Origin of the sequence: Providencia sp. (genome assembly GCF_052096715.1) — a bacterium.
Taxonomy (GTDB): domain Bacteria; phylum Pseudomonadota; class Gammaproteobacteria; order Enterobacterales; family Enterobacteriaceae; genus Providencia.
The window spans coordinates 101,866-126,150 of the sequence record NZ_JBQDNB010000003.1 but is presented as its reverse complement, the minus strand read 5'-3'; the positions used below and the strand labels follow the sequence as shown (position 1 = coordinate 126,150).

Here is a 24,285-nt window from a genome sequence, read left to right as displayed (position 1 = left end):
AATGTTTAATTATGTTTATAAGGGATCTCATGGCAGTAGCTCCTCAAGTTCTTCCGCATACCGCGATTTCAACCTGGAGCGGGTTTGTTTATCAGGGCAAACTGGCGCTATATCATTGTCTGAAGATGATGTCCGCAGACTATGAAACGAACCGGGATTTGAAATTGCAGTTAGAAAGTCAGGATGATTTCGCTATTTTTCGTCAACATCAATGCCTATCAATGCATCAAGTCAAAGCGTATAAGGATACGCTCTTTTCTGCCTACAGCCATGGCATTTCGACTCAACGGGATAATGCGAAGCAACGGAGAATAGCACTCGCTTATTTTCATGTTGCACGCCCGATAAGGAATATCCCAGAAAGGTTTGAAGCTGACTATGAACCTGTGAGATTTTATACTTACCCAATCCCTCCTGATACAAACGGACGTATCGAACAATCGTTTTGCCCACTAAATGAAGTGGATAATTTGATTAAGGATACACTTACCAACCTAATTTCTGACGTTGTATCACTACCTAATTGGAAAGCTAATCTTGTTGATAAAATTCAAAATACACTTGAAAGCATAGTTAATTCAAAAGTCATAATAACTCATAGTCTAATACATGAGGCTACCAATAGTCATCAGGCTACGATAGCAGCCAATGAGTTTATTGAGTTTTCTGAGTTGTATAATGTAATTGAAGCAGAAGATTATGTTCAATTTGAGAATGAGGCATTCTTCCTTAGCCGTCTGCAAATTGATATTGGTACATACTTCCAAGAGTTTTGTGAACGCCAAGACGGCCTATCCCAAGCAGCATGCCAAAAGTTAGATGATTATTTGGCTACTATTACTATGCTAAATATTGAAGAAATGAAGGCCTTTCTAAGGGCAACTATGCCACATAAAAAGGGACGTTTTAAAACGCTTAGTGAATTTAAGGACCAATCAATTGATAGTGATGCAATGCGACTTGGTATGTTTAAGATTTTTTGGAAACTAGTTCAGGCTGCACGTAATGAAGATTCTGCGGTTACATTTTCGTGGTTAAATGAAGGAATTTTCTACTATCCCACAGGTATCTACCATGCTGCAGAACATCAGGCAAGTATATGTCACGACATCATGCAACAGGCTATTAACGAAGATGTAGAGTGCTTATTTGAATCTGGTGCACTTATTACTAGCGCCATAGATAGAGATTCAATCTCAGATGTGATCGTAGGTATTGACTCGGCTGAGGATATGGATACCACTGAACACGAATTACTAAGGGAAAACCGCATAGGAAATTATAAGAAGGTAGCTATGGTTTCTTTAAACAATATACCTGAGAGTTTGAAAGATGCAGAACTTGATTGAACAGTTACTGGAGTCAGAAGGCCTGACACGTAATCTCTCCGCAGACTTAGCATTATACGAATATAATAGTACTAGAAAAACAAATTATTGGTTGGTAATCCATGGCGAACCAATAATCACTCCTGAAATCCAAGCTGAATGGCTACGTAAATGTAAAAATTCTACAGTCGATCCTGCTCTTGAAAAAAATATTAACTTATTGATTGTATGGAATACTGACAGCAGCAAAGTGCTCGCCAGTAAGCAAGCTCACCATATAGAAGAAGATAGCTACTTCTTTAAAAAGCATGTACTTCCTTACACTACCGAAGAATTCGAAGCACTACGTCAACAGATTGATATTAAGGGCTTTGCAACCGTTTTCCAAGAATCAATTACTGCCCCTAATACCTTTACTGAGTATAAATCACACTACCTAGAAGGAGGCTGGCAAAGTCTATTATACAGAATTGCAATAAAGCTTCCCTTTATCTCCGTTAATAGTTCGGGTAGTTCAGATCTAACCAGCCTCGAGCGAAATATTAGGGAAAGGATCCAGCGTACAACTAATCCTAATATACTGGTTGCAACAGATTCGGCTATTGATTCCCTAGCAAATCAGATATCATCGCCGAATATGCTGCCGGAAAATTTATTAACCTTAATGGATGAGAAATTATCAGAGGTTGGCTATGAAAGTGATCATTAAACGCCTCGAAGTGCGTAATTTTAAAGTTTTTGAAAGGATTGAGTTAACACTTGAGAGTGATCACCTCATCGTTCTTGATGGCCCTAACGGTTTCGGTAAGTCATCCTTTTTTGATGCTATGGAGCTCCTGCTGACAGGAAAAATCCGTCGCTATATCGAGCTTGAAGAACTGACCGTGGATCGACGTAGTCTGAAAACAGGCTGCCCTTGGTTATTTAAACAAGCCAAGGACAATGACTGGCTTTCAATTCGTGCAGAGATTGTAGTAGATGGCCAGAGTCATTTTCTTGAGAGAGCAGCCAGTAAAGCTGCACTAGATGAACATAAAGGTATAGCTGATCTGAGCTTACACCTTTATGAACTAGCAAGCTTCAATGCCGAACGGGTTGAAGCCATTTCACAGGAAGAAACTTATCTTTCTACCTTACTCGGTGAGCAGTATCAGCGCGATTTTGAATTATTCCATTATGTCGAGCAAGAAGAAAATACGCGGTTATTAAAACAAAAAGAAAAAGACAGGCAGGGTCAGATTGCACATCTTTTCGATATTGGCGAAATTCAAGATAAAATTAATAACATTACACAAGCGTCGGCTAAAATAGGAAATTTGTGTAATCCGCAGAAAAATAAGGAACGGAAACAACTTAAGGATAAATGGGAAACTGCTAAGCAGCAGTTGTTACCGACGGGCAGTTCTGTCACATACGAAAGAATGATTACTGTTACAGATCAACCATGGGATCGCGATGTAGTAGAGTTTGATGTACAGCAATTTGAACAGTGGCTATCAGCAGATGGAGAATTATTTCGCCTAAGGCGCTTTACAGATAATTTCGAGAATTATAAAAACCAATTACATAATAATAAATTGGTGCATAAGCTCCTCCCTAGAAAAGAACTACAACAACGTCTGTTAATGTTTTATCGCCCCCTTGAACACAAAGAAAAATGGGTGGCAGAGGTCGCTTGCTTCGATGCTGCGCTAGAGATAAGTGATACCTTCAAAGATATAATAAAGGCCATTAGCGAGGATCTTCTATCAATCACGGCTCCATTGGTGCCACTCCTTCCGCCTCATCTTACACCAGAAGAATTTCTGTTACAGGTTGCGGAACTAAAAAAACAGTTAACCACCGCAAACAAAGTTCAGGAATGCTACGCAAAACTAATACAAACGCGTGAGCAACTAGTAAATGCATTCAGGGAACATCAATCACATTGCGATTCAACAAATATTTGTCCGACATGTGGGCATCCTTGGCCGACGGTAAAAACGCTTCTCGAAGGAATAGAAAGTCAGAGCAAATCACTTGAAACTTTAGCTGATCAACAAAATAATCAATTCTCACAATCACTATTAAGCTTCAGACTCAATTGGCAAGAACCTATCGAACTTGCTCTGCAGCCATGCCTGGGGCAAAAGAGAGAGATCATTGAACGTAAGCGCCAGCTCGCAAACCTGTCAGAGGAGCAAATCCAATGGCTGGAAAATTATTATCAACAACTTCACGATGCAGGAATTGATATTCATAATCTTCTGTCTGATGATTTCAAGCTTGTAACACAACAAACAATAGATGAACTAGAACATCAGATCCGTAAAAGATTTAAACCCGTAGACGATAGCCGCATTTTTGATGATTACGAGAGGATTTATCGTGAAATCTTTAAAAATGATCCACAAGCTGTTGAACGAGTTACCCCCCAACAGCTTGAATTTAAGAAAGTCTATCTGGGACAACAACATGCCATTGCATCTTCTAAATTTATCTTAGAGTGTGAGCTAGAATATAAAAAATCAGATCTTCTGTTCAAAAAAGCCACTAGTTTTAAAGAGCATCTACACAAACTAAAAAGAATCTATGAAAATGAAAAAAGATTGTATCTTGAATCCATAGTTAAAGAGATTGAGATCCTTTTTCATATCTATTCTGGCAGACTTATGCAAAGTTATCAGCAGGGGTTAGGTATTTTTATAGAAAATGACGGAAATTCAATTGCTTTCAATGAAGTGCCAGGGCATGGGCATGATGCTGTCTTTTCCATGAGTTCGGGCCAGCTTTCAGCACTAGTGTTATCATTTACGCTCGCGCTGAACAAGCGATACGCAAAACACACTCTATTACTTGTAGACGATCCTGTCCAAACGCTAGATGAAATCAATGTAGCAGGATTTATAGAGTTACTGCGTACTGAATTCCAAGATCGCCAGATCATCATGTCAACACATGAAGATCGTATGTCAGCTTATTTCCGTTATAAATACAAAAAATTCGGCATGTATGCAAGCCGGATCAACTTTATGGAACAGTCTCGTTTGTCCTTTGATACTTAATAAATAAAATCGTTATAAAGTAAATAGCAAGCACATTATTTTATGCAAAAACAATGTGCTACTATTATCTATATTCTTTCTCTGCAAGAAAAACATTCATGCATTTTTTCCGTCATCACCCACAGTGCTTTATTCAATTTAATATCCCCATCAATACCATTCACTGAACGAGTGCGGGCTCGTTTACCTTTAGCGTTCCGGCCCGATAATCCTCCTTTGATTAAATTCTCCTGCAAGCGTTGATATACCGTCCAAAGATCATCTTTCTTATCTTCCCAGCGACGAGGCTGTAATACTTGCTCCTCTGTAATTGGTTGATATTCCTCACCAAAGCGATAAGTCAAAGCTGCTTGTGCCAAGGCTTGCTGTGCTGGTGGCGGTAACAATAACGACTGCATACCTTCGCGTTTTTCAGCCACTTGCTCAAACGTATCGAGCACCTCATACGCCCCTTCAATCACCTTGCCTACAACATCACCTTTATGTGGCACACGCACTTCACCAAACGTATCTCCGCAAACCAAACCGTTCGAACATACAGCTCTAAATAGACCCGGCAACATCTGATAACTGCTTGATCCATCGTGACTATTTAAGAGAATAATTTCAGGTACTTGAATACCTGTGATTTGATCGTGCCGTCTTAGTCGTAACATGTGCTTGGTATGTTCTCGACGACTAGCATCACGTACACGCGTCTGACAGGCAAAGAACGGGTAGAAACCTTCTTTTTGAAGGCTATCGAGTAAGGTAATGGTTGGAATATAAGTGTATCGTTCACTTCTGGATTCGTGTTTTTCTTCAGAGAAGACACTCGGTACAGTACGGAATAATTCCTCGATGGTTAACGGGCGGTCACGACGAATGCTATTCGCCGCACCAAATCGGGAAGCTAAACGAGTCATAGGAATTCCTTTAAAATTAATTAAATAAGATAAGTTAAAATAGAAGAATGAATTTAGAGGGAATTAATCGATTAGATGGAAAATAGCTGAACTTTCAGGATGTTGAATTGCATAGTCACGAAGCTGGTAGAAACGGTCAACTAAGACTTCACTTTCCGTTCTAAACGACCACTGGCTATACAGCATTAAGCAGACAGCGACACCTGCCGCTTCAGGGCTGAGTATCGCTTCATTGCCATTGTGCATATTGAACAGTGTTAACGTTTCATGATCTAAATCTGGATAAATAAATGCGCCATCGTTGGGTAAGGTGCAGTATTCCCAATAACCGTCAGTGTATTCATCACAGAACTGACCCATGATAGTAAATATCACCACTTCAAACGTGGCGAAGCCTTTTACTGTGCCGAAGTAGGTTTGCCAGAACTTCGTACGCTGGTGGTCAGAAACTCGATTACCCGTCATCAAATTGGCATTAAAATCCTCACTGCCCTTCATTGAGTTTACGGCATGTCGCTTTTGCTGCATTGAACAAATCCTCTATGTTGTTTTTAATCGACATAAAAACGGTAGACCCAAAGGCCTACCGTAATAAGGTTATTTAAATATGTATGGGAAAAATGGTGGTTTAATGTTTTGAAAATAGTGTATTCAGTAATTGGTCAAGAGGACCGCCAATCAGAGTAGTACACGTAAATACGGCCCCTAATCGTGCTGCTTGGATTTCAGCTTCTGAAAATTGCCCTTCAATGAGCATTTTTTCCGCTACTTTCTTTTGTGCGTAGTGGGTCACATAGGACAAGGCCACAACACTTGTTGTTGTGGCGATAAGTTTTAATACTGACATTGGATTACCCTAAAAGAAAAAGCCAGCAAAAGCTGGCTAGGAAATATGAATAAAAATGCAGATCCAGTTTATTGCGGACCCGACCAATTATCGCTACTCATGGTTAAAAAAGCATCACATCTGGCTTCACCAACTTTACAAACACGCTTAGCAATCGATGTGTCAGGCCATTTCTGATGGGTGCTATATTCCAGTCCATTATTATCAATACAAGCTACTTTTAGCCAATTTGCCCGAGCCCCTTGATTATAATAGATGCTGCTAATGCACGTTATTGCGGTGGGGGCTGGATGTTGATAAGCAAAGCTGACATCGGTTTGCGCGACAAGCTCACCTGGTGGAAGATTAAATCGGATCGTTCTATTTCTATCTCGATTCATTGCCCATAATTTTTGTGCATATTGATCCGTTAAATAATAGGTATAACGGTCCGGTTGAATTTCACCACGCAACGTAATGGCTTGTGCTGATGAGGTTGATATCAATGTCATTAATAAAGTCATTATTGAAAATACGAAACGTGAAGACATAATTAATATTCCTGTTTTAGTCATTATAGAAAATCATCACTAAGGATGCTCAATACAGTCTTGGTAATCTGTATCGGCCATTGCTTCAGCAAGCCCATTTGCTGAAAATAATGCCGACGTCAGCGGTGAGGACACCCATTGCAATGTATCGTTTTGGGTTGTCTTTTTGAGCTGTTCAAATAATAATTGATAATTATCACCATGCGAGACATTAGAACGTTCAGTCTCATATGAGGACTGATTAATGAGGATAGTGACAGGTGAAATTGTATCGTCTGCCATAAGGTCATTACGATACTCAGGCGTCGTCATACGAATATGGAATGCGCCGCCATGACAAGCAAACATTAGTGTTTCCCCTTGGGCATTGTTGCTACTCAAATCCCACGCCATTCCTGTACTGCCATACCAATCCCCCCATTGCTCATCTGCAATCGTGCTGTGTGCTGAGATTGAAAAGAGGATCAATATTCCACCGATAACCGTGCGTAATTGCGGTTTTAAATCTGGTAAATAAAATGTCATAAAATGCTCCTAAGCGTGTGTGGGATGTAATATCCCTTTGATATATTGAAAGTAGGGTAATGCTTGGATAAATGTGGGCTCCTCTATTTGTTGGGTAATTGCGTTATCTGGATGAAAACAACGAGAGGTTTGTTCAATATCCTGCAACAGCAGTAATGGCATGGCATGAATAGATCCCTTATAGACCCCACAGACGTACCAAACACCGTCAAAATAAGTCAACTTATAGGGTGATACCCAGCGATACATTTTTTCTTCGTGTCGGTAATGAATAAAGTGATGTTCTAAAATCGCTTGAGTCACAATAGCAAAACCACCAAAAGGTGAAGGTAAAGCCTTAGGCGGCGAGTGATACACCCTATAAGGAGACTCATGAGATTGGCGATTAAGAAGTAATGACAGCAACTTTCTGTCCAAGACAGGAAAAAGCTGAGCGACATGGGTGATATTGGCAAATTGGAGAATATCGCTATCTGTACGTAATACAGCAGATCCCCCCGCTAATCGATAACCGCCTTGAAAATGTTCCAAATCGAGGTGGACTAATCGTTCATTAAAATCGCGTAATAATGTACGGTACGAGACATTAAACTCCGAGGCTAGCCTATTGAGGTATAACGTTTCCCCTTTGAATAATTGCGTTAAAATATACGCCAGACGATGTACCAATCGTTCATGACGGGCTGAAGGTTGTGCCATAAGGATTCCTACCAGTGACAACACAGATAAAGCCTTGCTAAACGCTAAGCAAGAATAAAGGATTTTTGGCGTAGATAAGCCACAATAAAATAAATGGGTAGTGGAAATTGACGTTGACTGGGAGAGGATATCGCCTCCATCAGCCAAGTAGACTGTAGTGTGGTATTGACGGCCTTTTTCAATGACATGAGTGAATGGTGTGTTAATTCAACAGTTTGATGGACTGAAATATTTCCACACATTTCAAGATAACTTCTGAGTATCATTGTGGCGATTTCAAGTGCAACGCTATTTGATGTTTTCACTGCGGCAGTGAGTGCAACCTTAATTTGTATAGGAGTGGGTTCTGAGAGATTAAGCTGTAAATCTCGGGAAATAATTAACAAGTCGTTTTGGTTAAGCCCATTCATACTTTTCTCAATCAGTTTCATGAGTAAATTGAGTTCTAGAATTTCAATATCATTTTTAATCCCATCTTTGATATTTAATCGGGCACACAAATCTTGTAATCGGTGACGATATGAACTACGAGAAAAGTTAAAAGTAGATACTAATAAACATTCATCACTCACTATGTGAAATGCTGAAAAAATATAATCTAAATAGAGTGAACGTGTCGCAAGTGAAAACGGAATAGAGGAGGTTTTAAACTCTTCCATTACTCGATTTTGCTTATTTTCTTTAAACAAAAAAGAAGCCAATAAGACTAAATCGTCATCATGTAAATGGATGATAAATGCTAAATCGGGATCAATCTTGTGCTTATGCATAACGTTGGCTCCTTATAAAGGCATAGAGCATAACAAAGTCACTAGACAGGGTATGTCACATCAAAAATTATTTTCATCGAAATAGTTAAATAATCGTACCAAGGAATGTCATTGTAAAACTTGTGGCTGTCTCTTCTCTTTAAGTGTTTAAGTTAGGTGTATTCATGAATGTAATGTAGGACTCAAATTATTTGAGAATATTTTCTATTACAACGCATTTCATTTTAATATAAAAACATGGCCTCTATTATTTATTAATAAATAACTTCAGAGTGAATTCAATAAAATATACCAGTTATATTCTTTACTCTACAAGAGTAAGTGCTTTTAACATGCGTTGGTATAGTAGTATATATAAATAAGAAACGGAATATAAACCAGTATTAAAATAACCATAACTAAATAAATAAAAAGCAGAGATATACACAAGGAATTAAACATAGATAGTTTAGGCATGATGAATATCATAATTAGAATAGTTAATATGTATATCTCTTCTATAAATGATATTTATTAATGTCAATGAATTACGTTAAAAACCTATCACTAATAAACATTAAAAAGCAATTTATTTATGAATAATCACAGTTAACCTTAAAGTGTAAAACATTACATTAATCACTTTTAATATAACAACAAATAACAGGAGTGGATTATGTATACAGTTAATCAGGATTATCTAAAAAGAATGAATCAGGTACTATCGCGTGTATTAAGCGAAAAGAAACGAGTCTCTGCTTTTAGAATAGACTTACGTTTCCCTAGCGGAAATAGTGATTATCACAATGATACCAAAGTCATCACACGATTTATTGAGTCATTGAAAGAAAAAATAAAATGGGATGTAAAAAACAAGAGTAAGTTATGGGAGAAAGCATTAACTGAAAAGTTGGATTATATTTGGGTTAGGGAGGTAGGGAGTGAAAGTCATCACCCACATTATCATGTGATACTCTTTTTAAACAAAGATAATTATTACTCTCTTGGCGATTACAAGAAGAATGACGGTAATTTAGCTGCATTGATTAATCAAGCATGGAAGAGTGCATTAAATATTAAATTCGAAATAGTATCAGGATTAGTCCATTTTTCAGGTAAATATCACCTTGTTCAATATCAAAGTAATAATTGTAATAATTGTAATAATACCAATCTTCAATTTGAATTAAATAAGCTACGGCAGGCTTTCCACTATTTAGCGAAAGACTATACAAAAGCCTATCACAGTGGCTTTCGTTCAATTGGCTGTAGCCAATAAGTTTTTATTAACAAAGTCGGGATATACTTTGAGAAGTAATATCCCTATTTTAATATCGATATTGCTTCTGCCTTTTAATTCAAGACAGGAGCTAATTATTATGACATCACAATCGTATTCATTACTCAATGACCAATTTGTAGATATGAAATTTATTTGTACATTTACGGGGTTAACGGATAAATGGTTTTATAAACTCATTCAAGAAGGTGAGTTCCCTAAGCCGATTAAATTAGGGCGTAGCTCTCGATGGTTGAAAAGTGAAGTTGAAAATTGGTTAAATGATAAAATAACATCCTCAAGAGACCATGAGAAATGATTAACAAATGTGCTAAATATCTTATTTTACTCATTTTTTATCAATACATGTATCGTTCAAAAATAAAACAAAAAATATAGTAACAAGCATTAAAACATGGCTATTGCGGCTATAGTAGCCGCAATAGCCATGTTTATCAGTCAAAAATAAATAATTTTGATTATTTTTTACCCTTATAGATAAAAGGGGGGAATAACTTACTACCCATGACAATAAATCAATAATTCTAATTATTTTATTTTATAAATCACTGAAATCAATATTAGGAGCGTCATTGTTTGTATTTATTATTGGTACAATCGAATATTGAATAGGATACGTTGTGGTTGGCAATGGGCATGCAATGCATCCATTTTCTAATTGAATTGAAATATATAATGCACCACTAAACTGGCTTCGAATAACACGAAAATTTGTTTGACTGACAATAATACTTAGAATGGGATCAAGTATGTTAATCTTTCTGAATTTTCTAGGGCCATATTTTAATATGTCATTTTTCAAAAATACCATAAAGTTATTACTTTCAAAGTTTGACTTCAACCATGAATACAACTCACGGACATCTAGAGTTATTTTGTATTTTTCTGAAAATGGATAAAACAACTTACTAGCTTGTTCTAAATTCCAATAGATTATATGACTCGCATTTTTAATATCATGTCGATTTAAATTAATTTCGTTTTTTTCGGATTCAAATTGTTTTAATATTGAAGCCAATCGGTAAATATTTGCACTTGATTTTGATACTATATCTCTAATGTGAAACCATGCACCTCCCTTGCTACTCCATTGTTCAAAATTATTTTTTATTTGAGCCCATGCTATAATAGCATCTTGACTTGCTTTTATTGTTATTTTATCACGGTGAGTTTCATTTTGAAGATTTAGTAGGTTGTTAATTTCCTCATAAAAAGCATTAATAGCTGAAATATTTTCCTCTGATGGACGGCCTTTCATTGAATAATATCTGGTTCCTTGATTGCTAATCACGGATGAAAAAAGAAAGCGTGAAAGGAAACCACTCCCTCTTGCAATATCACCTTGTTTTTTTAAATACTCAGTAAATATACTTGGCTGACTTAGTAAAGAAAATGTCAAACAAGATTTTATTTCATGATATTCATTGTTTGCTCGACTAAATGAATATGTTTCACCATCCCATGCCTTATTTAATAAGCCTATGTGTTTTTTTAAATACCCCGTAAAAAAGGTAATGGCTTCATCCGAAATGACACCCGCATTAGGGTGTTGTTGTAACCCTTCAATAAGCCCATTCTTTGTTACATCATCATAAATTAACTGAAAACGCTTTGGTTTCTGAGGCTCTATAGATAAATGTTTTTTTATTTCATCGGATTCCAATTCTCCTGGGTACTTTCTTTCAATGGCTTTCTTATAATTATTGTCTAATACTTTTTTTTTGATTTTCCAAATGTTATATGACTGTTCATAGTTGACTAAATCATTATCATATTTCTTCTTCATTTTTACAGAGAAATCATAAAAAGGCTTCATAACTAACTTATTGATAGTCGTTTTTCCTTCACCAGGATCGGCAAGCGTTAAAAAATAAAGTGCACATGGCTCTGGTGTTTGGCTGTAATGAGGTTTGACATTCACTATTGATTGGCAAGCAAGAGATGCAGCAGCTAAAATGACTTGGCTAATTAATTCAACTGGTATTTTGGTGTCTAGATGTAGTGAAATCACAGCATTTTTTAAAATTGGAGGTAAGGCATCTAGAGGAAATGACGTATTTATATTCTGTAGTTCTTGAGCCTTTCTTGTTGATTCTACCAGTGAAGCAAGGTATTCCGCTGGACTGGGGGTCTGTTGGTTAGATGAGTTCATCACCATATCCTATTTTGTTGTGCATTGTGAGCTTGTTGATAGAAATATAAAAGGAATAACGGTGAAAGCCAACATATCCTTAATGGATTTGTCATTAAAAATAAGCCACTATACTCTTTCCTAACAATATTCATTTCAAAGTTGTCCAAAAAGGCTTTGCTAAGTTAGCTGTTTGTCTGGGTATGTGTCATCCCTTCATCAAGAATAGCCACCAGCTGACGGTGGCTGATATACGCTTTCCTGATGACGACAGCACACACGCGCTGTCTTATACAGTTTAATTCACGGTAGAACGCTCCCTAAGCCGTTATCTGTACTATCTGATATGAGTATGAGCCTAGATATTGATAGCTACCTACTGCGTTACCACCCAATGTTGGAGGGCATTCTTCTCTGCGAATGCATTCGACTTGGATAAAATTCATTTGCCAACAAATTGATTAGCTTATTTAACCAGTTCAATAACCCTGGGCTACGCCCCAAATTGATATGGCTGTATTGGCATGATTTGATGTTGGGTTTTCCGTTAGATGATTGGCCGAATGCCCTGAAGATGAAAACTGAAGAACAGATGGATGAATGGATAATTGGCAAACAAGTGGAGAACTGGGTGCTGGAGAGAATAATAGATGATTATGTGTTATTCTATTGTTAGATAAAATACCCCCTTGAATTATTAGATGGTTCTTTATCTCGCTGATTATACGACAAAAATGATTACAATCATGAGAGAGATAAAACAGCTAGATATCTGGGGGCAAAACCAGCAAAATTTAACTATTAGAACCAATTAATAATTTAAGGAATAAGTATGCCAACTTTGGACTTCAAAGGTAAGCAATTTGTTTATTCACATCACCTGAGTGTGCCGTTTCGCGAATTAAAAGTTGAAACCGAAAAATCTTTGCCACTAGAAGGCAACGCGCCCTCACTTAATGACAACCTGATAATCTATGGTGACAACCTTGAAGCTCTCAAAGCTTTGCTGCCAACCCATGCAGGTAAGGTGGACTGTATCTTTATAGATCCGCCTTACAACACAGGTAATGAAGGCTGGTGCTATAACGACAATGTGCGCTCACCACTCATGCAAGAGTGGCTTAAAAAGTCAGCTAACCCTGTGGATAAAGAAGATCTAGAGCGCCATGATAAGTGGTTATGCATGATGTGGCCTAGGTTAATTCTTCTTAAAGAATTGTTAGCAGAAAGTGGAAGCATCTGGATAACTCTCGATGAAAATGAAAGCCATCGAATGAAATTATTATGTGATGAGATATTTGGTGAAGATAATTTTGTATCCCATATGATTTGGGAGAAGGTATATAGCTCCAGGATGGATTCATCAGGCTTTAGTAAAGATTTTGATTCAATTCTTGTTTTCGCAAAAGATAAAGATGAGATTAACTTTAATACAATTACAGTTAATCAAGGAGAGAAACAATTTACTTATATCGACCCTCTTAACGGAAAAAAAGCCAGATTAAGATCTTTACGAAAAGAAGGTTCGAATTCAAGACGAATTGACCGCCCGAATACATTTTATGCAATACCTGCAAGTGATGGGTCAGATATATTTCCTATTAAACCAGACGGAAGCGAGGGAACTTGGCGCTGGGATAAGAAAAAAGTATTAGCAGAATTGGGTAAAGAAGATTCACAATTATTGATTCAAAAATCTAAAAATGGCGAATGGGAGGTTTTGGTTAAGCAATATTTTGAAGGTGAAATTGAAAAACCAGTCAGCACTCTGTTAACTTCAGAGGAATATGGTCATAACCATGGCGCAGCTGAAGAAATAAAACGCATTTTTGGTGGAGTGAAACCTTTCAATACACCAAAACCTTCAAAATTAATCGAAGGAATTTTGCGACTGTCAACACAAACAAATTCCATAGTACTAGATTCCTTTGCTGGCTCAGGTACTACTGCACATGCAGTACTGGAAGCCAATAAAAAAGATAATGGAAAACGTAAATTTATCTTGATTGAATGTGAGGACTATGCAGATAAACTTACAGCTGAACGTATTCGTCGTGTGATTAAAGGCTATCCATTTAAGGGAAATCAAAAACTGGAATTATTTTCCGAAAAGCTTAGCTGGTCTATATTTGAGAAAAAACATGCCGAGTTGTTAAAAAAAATCACTCAAATTGAAACGAAGAATAGCAGTAAATTCGATAAGATAAAAAAAGAGCTTAAAGATGGCGTACTCACCGTGACTGGTGAGCGAAAAGTTGATGAATTAGCACCAGGTATTGGTGGTAGCTTCACATATTGTACCTTAGGTGAGCCTATCCAAATTGACAGCTTATTGACTGGCGAAAAAATGCCATCATTTGACGCATTGGCACGTTATGTATTTTATACCGCAACAGGGAAGTCTTTAGAAACCGTAGCGAAGACCTCTGCGGATGGTTTTATCGGTGAAACAGATCTCTTCCGTATCCACTTATTCTATCGCCCTGATAGTGATTGGCTACGCTCTAATGAAGCGGCACTTAACGCTGACAAGGTTGAGATCATTACAAAAACTAACACAACGAAAAAAAGAACTATCGTTTTTGCTGTTGCTAAGTTTATGAGCCAAAAAGACTTAACTGAAAAACGTATTGAATTTTGCCAGTTACCATACGCCATTCATCGGATTATGGGGGCGTAACATGGAGTTAAAAGACTATCAAAATGGTGTTCTGGATAATCTTGATTACTACCTGAAAACTCTGGCAGATAGTAAAGAAGAAGCGGAAGATTTTGTTACCTTTCAAAAAATGAAGGGTAAAGACGTACGCATAAATGACTATACCAAAGACGCTTGGGAACAGCTGGTACAGGAACGCCGAATTGATTTACTTAAAGATAAAAGTGGTCATTTTGTGCCTGCACCATATGTATCAAGGTTCGATGGTTTAGAACAACCTATCCCTAATGTGTGCCTTAAAGTACCGACTGGTGGTGGTAAAACTTTATTGGGTGTAGCAGCGATTGAACGACTGCAAACTGACTTATTTACACAACAAACAGGCATGGTACTTTGGGTGGTACCGTCGGACGCCATATATAAGCAAACATGGAAGCAATTAGCTAATCGTGAGCATTCGTATCGGCAAATACTAGAACGTGCCTCTGGTGGACGAGTCAAAATGCTCGAAAAGAATGATGCGTTTACAAAGCGAGATATTGACGAAAATCTTTGTGTAATGTTGTTGATGCTACAATCCAGTGCACGCCAATCCAAAGAAGCACTACGTATGTTTCGAGATAGCGGTCGATTCACCACATTTTTCCCTATAGAGGATGATACGACGGCTAATGAATCATTAGTGACTCAAATTCGCAATTTAGACTGTAACGACCTTTCTGATTATGGTTGGCAGGAAGGCATCGCGCCAGGCTCTGTATCGGTGAAGCAGAGTTTAGGTAATGTATTACGGTTAGTCCGTCCAGTGATTATCATTGACGAAGGTCATAAGGCATACAGCGACACGGCTAGAGATACACTTTGTGGCTTCAACCCAAAGTTTATTCTTGAACTATCAGCCACTCCTAACGCAAACGGCAAACACCATTCAAATGTATTGGTCAACGTATCGGGACAAGCCCTGAAAGATGAACAAATGATTAAGTTGCCAATCAACTTAATTAACGAAGATAAAAGTGACTGGAAGAACACTTTGTCGCTAGCACACTCTAAACTGAGTGAGCTTGATCTCGATGCTCAGCAGTTTCAGAACGAAACAGGTCGTTATATTCGCCCTATCATGCTGATCCGTGTAGAGCGTACAGGTAAAGATCAGCGTGATTCGGCTTTTGTTCACGCTGAAGATGCGCGTGAGTATCTGATGAATAAATTGGGCGTGAATGAAAATGAAATCCGCCTGAAAACGTCGGACAAGGACGAACTGGGTGATGATGATTTGCTCAGTGATATATGCCCTGTGAAGTACATCATTACCAAAGATGCATTGCGTGAAGGCTGGGATTGCCCCTTCGCTTATGTGTTGACAGTATTATCTAAGATGACAGCAAGAACTGCAATTACCCAAATGATTGGTCGGGTACTACGCCAGCCACATGCGCGTCTAACACAAAAACCAAGCTTAGATGAATGTTATGTCTACACCTTTGATCAAGACGTAATGAATGCCGTTGCCGGTGTTAAGGAAGGTTTAGAAGAAGAAGGTATGGGAGATGTGGCAAATCAGGTCAAAGCTTCTGAAGCTAATAAACCCTCCACAGCTGTAACCAAAGAAATTTTATTTCTTAGAGAGCGTTTTCGCTCCTTACCCCAAGTATTTTTGCCAAGGGTTTTGCATCGAGATAACCGTTTCGAGGACGGCTACCGATTATTCGATTACGAGCGAGATATTCTGGGTGACTTAGATTGGGAGTCCTTGTTATATCTGAATGCAGATAATTTTCAGTTAATTAATGACAAGTTACAGCGTACCATTGCCCGTATCGACTACATAATGTCAAAAAATAACCAAGGTGAATTGGACTTAGCTGACCCCGTGCAAGAAAATATAGAGTTTAATACTAGTATGGGATTGGATATTTCCTATATGGTCCGCCAGCTTACTGATGTTATCCCCAATCCATGGCAAGCAATGCGGGTGTTAACGCACACTTTAAACATATTGCGTGAGAATGGTGTCAGTGAAGAGTCGTTATTCACCAATCGCCTTGAACTACTCAAGGAAATGAAACGAGATATTAAACAACAGGTTATTCAATTATCGGAACAAATCTTCAGAGCCAAGCTGGATAAGGGAGATATTTCTCTTCGATTACTCACATCAAACAATGACAAACTGAATTGGGAACTGGCGCAAACGTTAGAAGTAAATGTCATGGAGCATGAGCAAGTGCTTCGCCGCAAGGACGGCTCCGAGCTAGAAAAAAGCTTATTTGAAAAAGTCTATCAAAATGGGCTTAATAACCTAGAGCGAGAAACTGCTTGGTATTTGGATAAACAAGAATCAGTGTATTGGTGGCACCGTATAGCGGTAAATCAACGTGAATATAGTCTTCAGGGATGGCAAAAGCAGAAAGTTTATCCTGACTTGTTGGTGTGTATCGAAGAGCCTGATTCGGGCAGTTACCGTTTCTCAGTGTTGGAGACCAAGGGCGAGCATTTGAAAGGGAATGATGACACTGAATACAAACGTCAGTTGTTTGAACTGTTGACCGAACACGTTAAAACGGCGGTGGATGCGGGAGAACTCACTTTGGAAGCAGCATCTGGTGGTATGTCATTCCGAATGTTAATGGAAAACAGTTGGTCGCAAGAAATCGTGTCCGAATTAAATTAGCTCATATAAACCTTATAAGGAATTCTGTGTATTGCCACTTCGTTAAAGGTGACCGCTCCGGCGGCCACCGAGCTCGATAATAAACCGTACTATGACCAATAGCAGGTTTCGGATGGTATACTCCATTTTTTGGTGACATCCATAATCATTTGGTAAATAACTTCCCGTACTGTTGTGGTCGATAGAGAATACCTTCCGTTTCTTTATCACTTATTATGTAAATCACACAGTAGACATCTAGACGTCTACTTATAACTTAAAATCCACATTCCCTAACTCCCCTCCAATTTTTCCATGTAATCCGCATACCACTGCATATTTCTCTTCATCCATATGCTGAGCATGATTATACGTACTATGGATCGCATTCTTATATATGTGTACAAGCTGGGTTTCAATCCAGGCAGAGTTATAGCCTTTCTCATGCAATATCGTGCTCATAGTGTCACTGAAACCATGTCAGTAAACCTTCTTTTATACCCCAACAACTCAATAGCACAATTTAAATTGGCTTTATTGAATTACTTGATTTTGCAAAACTAAAAGGCGAAATTTCCTTCCCCCTATTCGCATCCAAATAATCAGCCCACCACTGCACCATCAGTCGCCGTTCCTCAATATGCTCTGCTTTATGAATATAAGCTGCTCTTACTGAGTTACGTTCTTGGTGGCTCATTTGCCTTTCTACTGCATCCTTCGACCATAGCCCTGACTCAATCAGCGAACTACACGCCATCGTTCTAAAACCATGCCCACACACCTCCGTTTTAGTATCATACCCCATCACACGTAATGCATTGTTAACCGTGTTTTCACTCATTGGTTTTCTAGGATTATGATCGCCGATAAAGATCAGCTCATGGTTGCCGCTGAATTGATAGATCTGCTTTAATATCTCAATCGCTTGTCGGCTTAAAGGGACTAAATGAGGGGTACGCATTTTTGATCCGCGATGTGAGTGCTTAACCCCTTCTATCGCTTCTCGCTCAGCGGGGATCGTCCACATGGCATTTTCAAAATCGATTTCATCCCAGCGCGCGAAACGAAGCTCACTGGAACGAATGAAAACTAGCAAGGTAAGTTTGACTGCAAGTTTAGTTAAAGGTCTTCCCTTATAATCATCAATGCGTTGTAAGAACTCAGGTAGGCGTTTAAGCTCTAATGCTGCTCTATGAACTCGTTTGCCTGTCGCAACTGCGCCAGCCATATCTTGTGCTGGGTTATAGTCGATTAAACCGCTTTGTACGGCATAACGCATTATCGCCGTCACACGTTGTTGTAAACGTGCCGCCACCTCAAGACGTCCAGACATCTCTACGGCTTTAATCGGTTCGAGGAGATCGCGAGTTTTCAGTTCGGCAATATTACGCTTACCAATAGCAACAAAGATATTGTCCTCAAGGCTTTTGAGAACTCGATGGCTATGCCCCTCTGACCACTTCTTATTTGTTGCGTGCCAATCACGAGCTACCTTCTCAAAGGTGTTAAATTCTTTTTGCTGTTCTTCTTTAACTTCTTTGCGTTTCTCACTAGGGTCTACCCCACTGGCGACAAGTTTTCTTGCTTCATCTCGTTTTTCACGCGCATTCGCAAGAGAAACATCAGGATATACACCAAATGCTAGCATATTTTCTTTACCGCCGAAGCGATAACGGAAGCGCCAATATTTAGAACCATTTGGATGAACCAGAAGAAATAGTCCGTTACCATCTGTCAGCTTGTACGCTTTATCTTCAGATTTTGCAGAACGAACTTTAGTATCGGAAAGTGCCATTTTAACTATCCTCGCAGCCGAATTGCGGGTACAAAACTTTATCGAATCGGCATATACCCGCAAATGTACCCACATCATTAACTTGATGTCGGTTGAGTTGAGTATACGTTGGTAGAGTTAAAATGCGAGAGGAACCTTGCAAACACTGGATTTTAGATACAAAAAAAGACGTCCGTTGACGTCTCTTGATGTTCTTATGGTGCCGAAGGCCGGAATCGAACCGGCACACCCGAAGGCGGTTGATTTTGAATCAACTGCGTCTACCAATTCCGCCACTCCGGCACTGAAGTGATGTGTTTCTTGGGAAACGCCGTCATTATACTTGCCTCACGCGCTCTGGCAACATTTATCTTGAAGATTCAGATTGTTCGATTAAAAAAAAAGCATATTCCATAAATAAAGATGAAAAGAGTGCAATATCCCTAAAATAATTCAAGCGACTTATCGATTTTCAGTGAAACTATACCCAAAAAAATATGTCCTAGTCCTATATTTTCTGAAACTACAGTAACTAAATAATTTTCAACACTAAACATCAAAAACACTCATGCCACATGAAACATATCGGGTATGACTTTTTTGTTTATTTATGAATAGATAATTATTGTGAGTTTTGTACTAACTATTTTAATCACCGCAGGACACTGATGGCTGGCAGCAAAGCGTAAATTTTGTTAGTTTATCCGCAATCTTGCATAAATATTTAAGGCATCATCATGGGTTTTGTTGGGTGGATAGCAATAGGTATCGTTATTGGCATCTTAATTGGCGTCATAATGAAAATTTTCGCTAAGAAAAAATAATATTGGCTGAAAAGTCATTTGCAAACAATCATATCGGCTGGCTTCTAACATGAAGAAATCGTTTTTAAAAATATTGTCAGTATCAGCACTGTCTCTCGCCTTGATGGCCTGTTCTACCCCGACAGAAAAACAACCAAAGTTTCTGCAAGGTAATGATGTTACATCCCCTGACTGGCAAGTTTTTGAGGGAGATAGACGGACGTATGAGCGTGTCGCTAAGATTGTCGACCTTTACGCAAATCGTATTTTTAATGAAAGCGATGCGCGCGGCATGGCTATTGTGGTTATTGATAATAACCAAGTCCTGACTCGTTATTATGGCGAAACAGCGCCCGGTAATGGCAAAAAACCAGGACCGAATTCATTGATTCGCATTGCTTCTGTTTCTAAATTAATGACAAGCGAAATATTAATTAAACTAGAACAAGATAAAAAACTGTTAATTACTGACCCTCTTCAGCAATATAGCTACAACGGCGTTACTGTACCGGACAACAATAGTGGACAACCTATTCGTCTTTACCATTTAGCGAGCCACACCAGTGGGCTTCCTCGGGAGCAGCCTGGGGGGAAATGGGGGCGCCCTGTGTTTATTTGGCCGACCCAAGATAATCGTTGGACATGGCTAAGAACGGGAAAACTCGATGCGACGCCGGGTACTGAAGCGTCTTATTCAAACCTAGCCTATGACCTACTTGCAGATGCGATGATCAAAGCATCTGGACAATCCTATCCACAATTATTTAGTCGCTATGTCACTTCACCTGCCAAAATGACGGAAACCACTTATACGCCAAGTAATGCGCAATGTGCCCGATTAATGGAAGGCACTAAGCCAAGCCCTTGTCACAATACCCTCGCAGCGGCAGGCAGTGGTGGTGTGTATTCAACACCTGCGGATATGCAAAAGTGGATGCAACAATTTTTATCCACAGATAGCAGCTTAAGAAAATCAACGGCCGCGCGTGAACAAGGTATTTATTTCCCTCGAAATAAATTAATAGACATAAAAGGGATGGATGTTGCTGGCCAAGCCGATGGATTAGGGCTCGGCTGGGTTTATATGAAGCCTAGAAACGGTATCCCGGGGATATATCAAAAAACCGGTGGTGGCGGTGGTTTTAACTCTTATATGGCGATGATCCCACAACAGAATATTGGTATTTTTGTCGTGATGACCCGCAAAGAAAGCAGCAAATTTAGTAAGCTAACGATTGGTGTTAACGAACTAGTTGCTTCGTTATCATCGAACCATGCGTATGGAAAACATTGAAAGGGTACCGCCGACGCAGTTAACGCACTGGCGAGTTATACCCCAATCTTAAAACGCGGCTTTGTTCGTGTTCTCACACTGATCGCAACAACTGCCTGATAAATTCAGGCAGTTTCTCAAGCAGAAACTGCTTTTTTGCAATTATTTAATCATATCAACCGCTATTCTTAGACCCAACCGTTTGTAATCATAAGCAGGGACTAAGATGAAATTACCACCATTATTTATTTTCTTTTCACATATTGCGCTTATATCCAGCTAAAAGTGGAGTTATCTCTGCATTTAGTCAGCAATTAACAGCGGTACGCGGTCACCATAAAATGTACCCATATCCTGAAAAATCTGAATATGTCAGCATTGATCTTTCAAGACTAACTAATGAAACCTACAAGAACCCGAACTATAAAGAGACCGATGAATATAAAGAATTGGTTGCTATCACTCGACAAGAAGCGAACAAACAGTTTGCCGAAAAAATAAGAAAGAACGCCTATTATCTTAATAACTCATACAGCGCAAATGGGAAATTGTTTTCTTACGCACAAAGGATGGCGAATAAAACTAAAAGCTGTGTGATAGGAATTAAAGGTGAAAGAAGCGGCAAAGACAAAGAGGAAAACACAACCCAACAAGTATTTTTTCAGCCACAAGGAAAAATTAAAGCCGTACTCTGTAGTATGGGTAATTTTATCTTCGGCAAATAATATACATGTAGATAAAAAAGGCAGTGAGTTCATTCGACTCCACCGCCCTTTTTATCGAGATTAATACTGTTTTATTTTCGTTTAACCAATAACACAATACTCACCGCTAGGAATAATAGGCTCGGCAATGCCGCAGCAATAATCGGAGGCACGGAATAGACTAAACTCCAGTTACCAAACCCTTCATTGAGCACATAAAACAAGAAGCCCCCCACAATACCTGAAATGACGCGGACACCCATTGGCACTGTACGTAATGGCCCAAAGATGAACGAAACCGCCATCAGCATCATGACCGCCGCAGACAGTGGCGCTAATATTTTTTTCCACATACTGAGCTGATATACCGCAGCTACCTGACCACTCTCTTTTAAATAAGAGACGTATTGATACAGGCCGCGAATAGAAAGCGAATCCGCATTAAGAGAAACTATTCCTAATTTCTCAGGCGTTAAATTGGTTTTCCAATCAACGGTTAAACGTTGGGAACCGTTAATTTTCTTTTCACTGCTTAATATTGATTCATCGACTTGCGATAAAACCCAAAATTGATTTTCGGTATCGTAAGCCCCGCTCGAGGCAAACATCACAGATTGCAGTTTTTGTTGCTCATTAAAGCGATAAATAGAAACATCTTGTATTGAAGTGGAATTATTGATGCGCTGAATGTGAATGAAATCACGACCATCCTTCGCCCACATACCTTCGTCCGTCACCACTAATGAATTACCCACAATCTTTTCAGCGCGATAATTTCTGGCCCATTGCTCCCCTGCTGGCGCTATCCATTCCCCAATAAACATTGCAATAATAACCAATGGAACAGCGGTTTTCATCACGGAAAGCGCTATCTGTAAACGGGTAAAGCCAGAAGCTTGCATCACCACCAGTTCACTACGCGAAGCGAGAGCACCAAGCCCCATTAATGCACCAAGCAGCGCCGCCATAGGAAAAAAGATATCGATATCTTTCGGTACCGTTAGTAAGGTAAAAACCCCTGCGCTAAGCGCGGTATAATCACCATCACCGACTTTACGTAATTGTTCGACAAACTTGATGATCCCCGCAAGGGAAACCAATAAAAATAGCGTCATCAGAATAGAATTTAGGATGGTTCGACCGATATATCTATCTAAAACACCAAACATCAGGCTACCCCTTTACTAAATTTGACGCGTATACGGCGCATTGGCAATGTATTCCACATATTTAAGACTATCGCTAAGGCTAAATAGCCAAAATTGACTATCCACATAGCATATTTAGGGTCAATGTCATCTTTACTTGCGCTATTGCGGAGCGTACTTTGCAGCAAGAAGAATATTAGGTACAAAAGCATTGCCGGTAGCATGCTCAATACACGGCCTTGGCGAGGATTCACTTCACTTAACGGCACCACCATCAAGGCCATTACCACTACGGAGAAAACAATGGTTAAGCGCCAGTGGAACTCAGCATTGACGTCAGGCGTGTTCTCTTTCCACAGCTGCAACATATTTTTTTGTTCAACTCTATCCTGACGGGCTTCAGTGGATTTATGGTCAACAACCGCCTGATAGTTCACAAAATCAGTAATTCGAAAATCGCGTAATAATGCAGTGCCCTCGTAACGAGTGCCTTCATTGAGAACGACGACTTGACGACCTTCTTGGTCTTCTTTCATATAGCCGCTATCTGCCACAACGACAGATGGTCGCTGTTCATTGGCAGCACGTAATTGGGCTAAGAAAACATGTTGAAAATTATTTCCTTTAACATCCCCAATATACAACACAAAATTGCCATCTTTGGTGGTTTTAAATTGCCCTTCCACCATCGCCGCGAGGCCTGGGTTAGCTTTTGCATCCGCTAATACCTGTTCTTGATATTGAGATGACCAAGGCAACATCCAGGTAATATTACCGATAGCAACGAGTGCCGTGAGGGTTGCGAGTACTAGTGCTGCTTTCACCAATACATCTTTACCAAGACCACAGGCATGCATCACCGTGATTTCGCTTTCAGTGTAAAGTCGACTGTATGTCATTAATAGCCCAAGAAATAGGCTCAAGGGCAGGATCAATTGCGCCATTTCAGGCACACCTAACCCTAGCAAAGGAAGTACTAAGTTTGATGGAATATTACCCTGTACCGCCGCACCGAGAATATCGATGGACTTTTGACTAAAAAAGATCAACATCAGCACAAAAAGTATCGCTAATTGACTTTTCAGGGTTTCTCGTACCAAATATCTAATAATTATCACGCTTATTACGCCTGTGAAAACTTGTCTTTTGGGTAGAAAATGGCTAAGTTCGTTTCATGTCTGCCATTTACTAACATATACTCTGGTTTATTGTA

20 protein-coding genes, 1 tRNA gene and 1 pseudogene are annotated in these 24,285 nt (G+C 39.1%); 9 read left to right on the top strand and 13 right to left on the bottom strand.

Annotated features, from left to right (window positions below):
* The first annotated feature begins 29 nt into the window (after positions 1-29).
* The 3 genes from ACTH6U_RS03690 to ACTH6U_RS03680 are packed head-to-tail and all read left to right on the top strand — an operon-like array spanning position 30 to position 4,372.
* Positions 30-1,349 (top strand): ABC-three component system protein, encoded by a 1,320-nt coding sequence (locus ACTH6U_RS03690; RefSeq protein WP_160229920.1) that lies wholly within the window; start codon positions 30-32, stop codon positions 1,347-1,349.
* Positions 1,333-2,037, top strand: a complete 705-nt coding sequence (locus ACTH6U_RS03685) for an ABC-three component system middle component 1 (protein ID WP_160229919.1) — start codon at positions 1,333-1,335, stop codon at positions 2,035-2,037. The genes ACTH6U_RS03690 and ACTH6U_RS03685 overlap by 17 nt, the downstream gene beginning before the upstream one ends.
* Positions 2,021-4,372 carry an AAA family ATPase gene (locus tag ACTH6U_RS03680; RefSeq protein WP_441831600.1) on the top strand — a complete coding sequence of 784 codons (2,352 nt, stop codon included), beginning with the start codon at positions 2,021-2,023 and terminating at the stop codon, positions 4,370-4,372. Before ACTH6U_RS03685 ends, ACTH6U_RS03680 begins: the two co-directional genes overlap by 17 nt.
* Positions 4,373-4,440: 68 nt before the next feature.
* On the opposite strand, the gene ACTH6U_RS03675 is transcribed toward ACTH6U_RS03680, so the two are convergent.
* The 7 genes from ACTH6U_RS03675 to ACTH6U_RS03645 all read right to left on the bottom strand — a co-directional run bounded on the left by ACTH6U_RS03675 (position 4,441) and on the right by ACTH6U_RS03645 (position 8,648).
* Complete coding sequence (locus tag ACTH6U_RS03675) at positions 4,441-5,277, bottom strand: DUF932 domain-containing protein (protein WP_160229917.1); 837 nt, start codon at positions 5,275-5,277, stop codon at positions 4,441-4,443.
* 63 nt (positions 5,278-5,340) lie between these two features.
* Complete coding sequence (locus tag ACTH6U_RS03670; protein ID WP_441831651.1) at positions 5,341-5,742, bottom strand: antirestriction protein; 402 nt, start codon at positions 5,740-5,742, stop codon at positions 5,341-5,343.
* Between the two features lie 163 nt (positions 5,743-5,905).
* Complete coding sequence (locus ACTH6U_RS03665) at positions 5,906-6,124, bottom strand: hypothetical protein (protein WP_067405984.1); 219 nt, start codon at positions 6,122-6,124, stop codon at positions 5,906-5,908.
* A gap of 68 nt (positions 6,125-6,192) precedes the next feature.
* Positions 6,193-6,654, bottom strand: a complete 462-nt coding sequence (locus ACTH6U_RS03660; RefSeq protein ID WP_441831599.1) for a hypothetical protein — start codon at positions 6,652-6,654, stop codon at positions 6,193-6,195.
* Positions 6,655-6,693: 39 nt separating this feature from the next.
* On the bottom strand, positions 6,694-7,179 hold the full coding sequence (locus tag ACTH6U_RS03655; RefSeq protein WP_441831598.1) for a hypothetical protein: 486 nt from the start codon (positions 7,177-7,179) through the stop codon (positions 6,694-6,696).
* 9 nt (positions 7,180-7,188) lie between these two features.
* Positions 7,189-7,878, bottom strand: a complete 690-nt coding sequence (locus ACTH6U_RS03650; protein ID WP_067405974.1) for a transcriptional regulator — start codon at positions 7,876-7,878, stop codon at positions 7,189-7,191.
* Between the two features lie 44 nt (positions 7,879-7,922).
* Entirely contained in the window at positions 7,923-8,648 is a 726-nt protein-coding gene (locus ACTH6U_RS03645; protein WP_441831597.1) for a hypothetical protein, read from the bottom strand.
* A gap of 655 nt (positions 8,649-9,303) precedes the next feature.
* On the opposite strand from ACTH6U_RS03645, the gene ACTH6U_RS03640 reads away from it, so the two are divergent.
* Together ACTH6U_RS03640 and ACTH6U_RS03635 are read left to right on the top strand one after the other, a co-directional pair.
* The gene (locus tag ACTH6U_RS03640; protein WP_441831596.1) at positions 9,304-9,906 is read left to right on the top strand and encodes an inovirus Gp2 family protein; all 603 of its coding nucleotides are present in this window, start codon (positions 9,304-9,306) and stop codon (positions 9,904-9,906) included.
* 100 nt (positions 9,907-10,006) lie between these two features.
* Positions 10,007-10,225, top strand: a complete 219-nt coding sequence (locus ACTH6U_RS03635) for a helix-turn-helix transcriptional regulator (protein ID WP_160229911.1) — start codon at positions 10,007-10,009, stop codon at positions 10,223-10,225.
* Positions 10,226-10,465: 240 nt separating this feature from the next.
* On the opposite strand, the gene ACTH6U_RS03630 is transcribed toward ACTH6U_RS03635, so the two are convergent.
* Positions 10,466-12,079 (bottom strand): YfjI family protein, encoded by a 1,614-nt coding sequence (locus ACTH6U_RS03630; protein ID WP_441831595.1) that lies wholly within the window; start codon positions 12,077-12,079, stop codon positions 10,466-10,468.
* An 811-nt stretch (positions 12,080-12,890) separates the two neighbouring features.
* On the opposite strand from ACTH6U_RS03630, the gene ACTH6U_RS03625 reads away from it, so the two are divergent.
* On the top strand, positions 12,891-14,738 hold the full coding sequence (locus ACTH6U_RS03625) for a site-specific DNA-methyltransferase (protein WP_441831594.1): 1,848 nt from the start codon (positions 12,891-12,893) through the stop codon (positions 14,736-14,738).
* 109 nt (positions 14,739-14,847) lie between these two features.
* On the top strand, positions 14,848-17,391 hold the full coding sequence (locus ACTH6U_RS03620; protein ID WP_441831593.1) for a DEAD/DEAH box helicase: 2,544 nt from the start codon (positions 14,848-14,850) through the stop codon (positions 17,389-17,391).
* A 272-nt stretch (positions 17,392-17,663) separates the two neighbouring features.
* Here ACTH6U_RS03620 and ACTH6U_RS03615 read toward each other — a convergent pair.
* The 3 genes and pseudogenes from ACTH6U_RS03615 to ACTH6U_RS03605 form a co-directional block, all read right to left on the bottom strand.
* Positions 17,664-17,873, bottom strand: a pseudogene (locus ACTH6U_RS03615) (integrase); the annotation flags it as partial.
* Between the two features lie 20 nt (positions 17,874-17,893).
* Positions 17,894-19,165 (bottom strand): tyrosine-type recombinase/integrase, encoded by a 1,272-nt coding sequence (locus ACTH6U_RS03610; protein ID WP_441831592.1) that lies wholly within the window; start codon positions 19,163-19,165, stop codon positions 17,894-17,896.
* 197 nt (positions 19,166-19,362) lie between these two features.
* Positions 19,363-19,447: transfer RNA gene (locus ACTH6U_RS03605), tRNA-Leu, on the bottom strand.
* A 570-nt stretch (positions 19,448-20,017) separates the two neighbouring features.
* Here ACTH6U_RS03605 and ampH point away from each other — a divergent pair.
* Both ampH and ACTH6U_RS03595 read left to right on the top strand, forming a co-directional pair.
* Complete coding sequence (ampH, locus tag ACTH6U_RS03600; RefSeq protein ID WP_336429296.1) at positions 20,018-21,241, top strand: D-alanyl-D-alanine-carboxypeptidase/endopeptidase AmpH; 1,224 nt, start codon at positions 20,018-20,020, stop codon at positions 21,239-21,241.
* A 320-nt stretch (positions 21,242-21,561) separates the two neighbouring features.
* Positions 21,562-21,945: a hypothetical protein gene (locus ACTH6U_RS03595; protein ID WP_441831591.1), complete on the top strand. Its 384-nt coding sequence runs from the start codon at positions 21,562-21,564 to the stop codon at positions 21,943-21,945.
* Positions 21,946-22,016: 71 nt separating this feature from the next.
* Here the strand turns inward: ACTH6U_RS03595 and lptG are convergent, their stop codons facing one another.
* Positions 22,017-23,093 carry an LPS export ABC transporter permease LptG gene (gene lptG / locus ACTH6U_RS03590; RefSeq protein WP_441831590.1) on the bottom strand — a complete coding sequence of 359 codons (1,077 nt, stop codon included), beginning with the start codon at positions 23,091-23,093 and terminating at the stop codon, positions 22,017-22,019.
* Entirely contained in the window at positions 23,093-24,190 is a 1,098-nt protein-coding gene (lptF, locus tag ACTH6U_RS03585) for an LPS export ABC transporter permease LptF (protein WP_336429297.1), read from the bottom strand. The genes lptG and lptF overlap by 1 nt, the downstream gene beginning before the upstream one ends.
* Positions 24,191-24,285 lie beyond the last annotated feature (95 nt).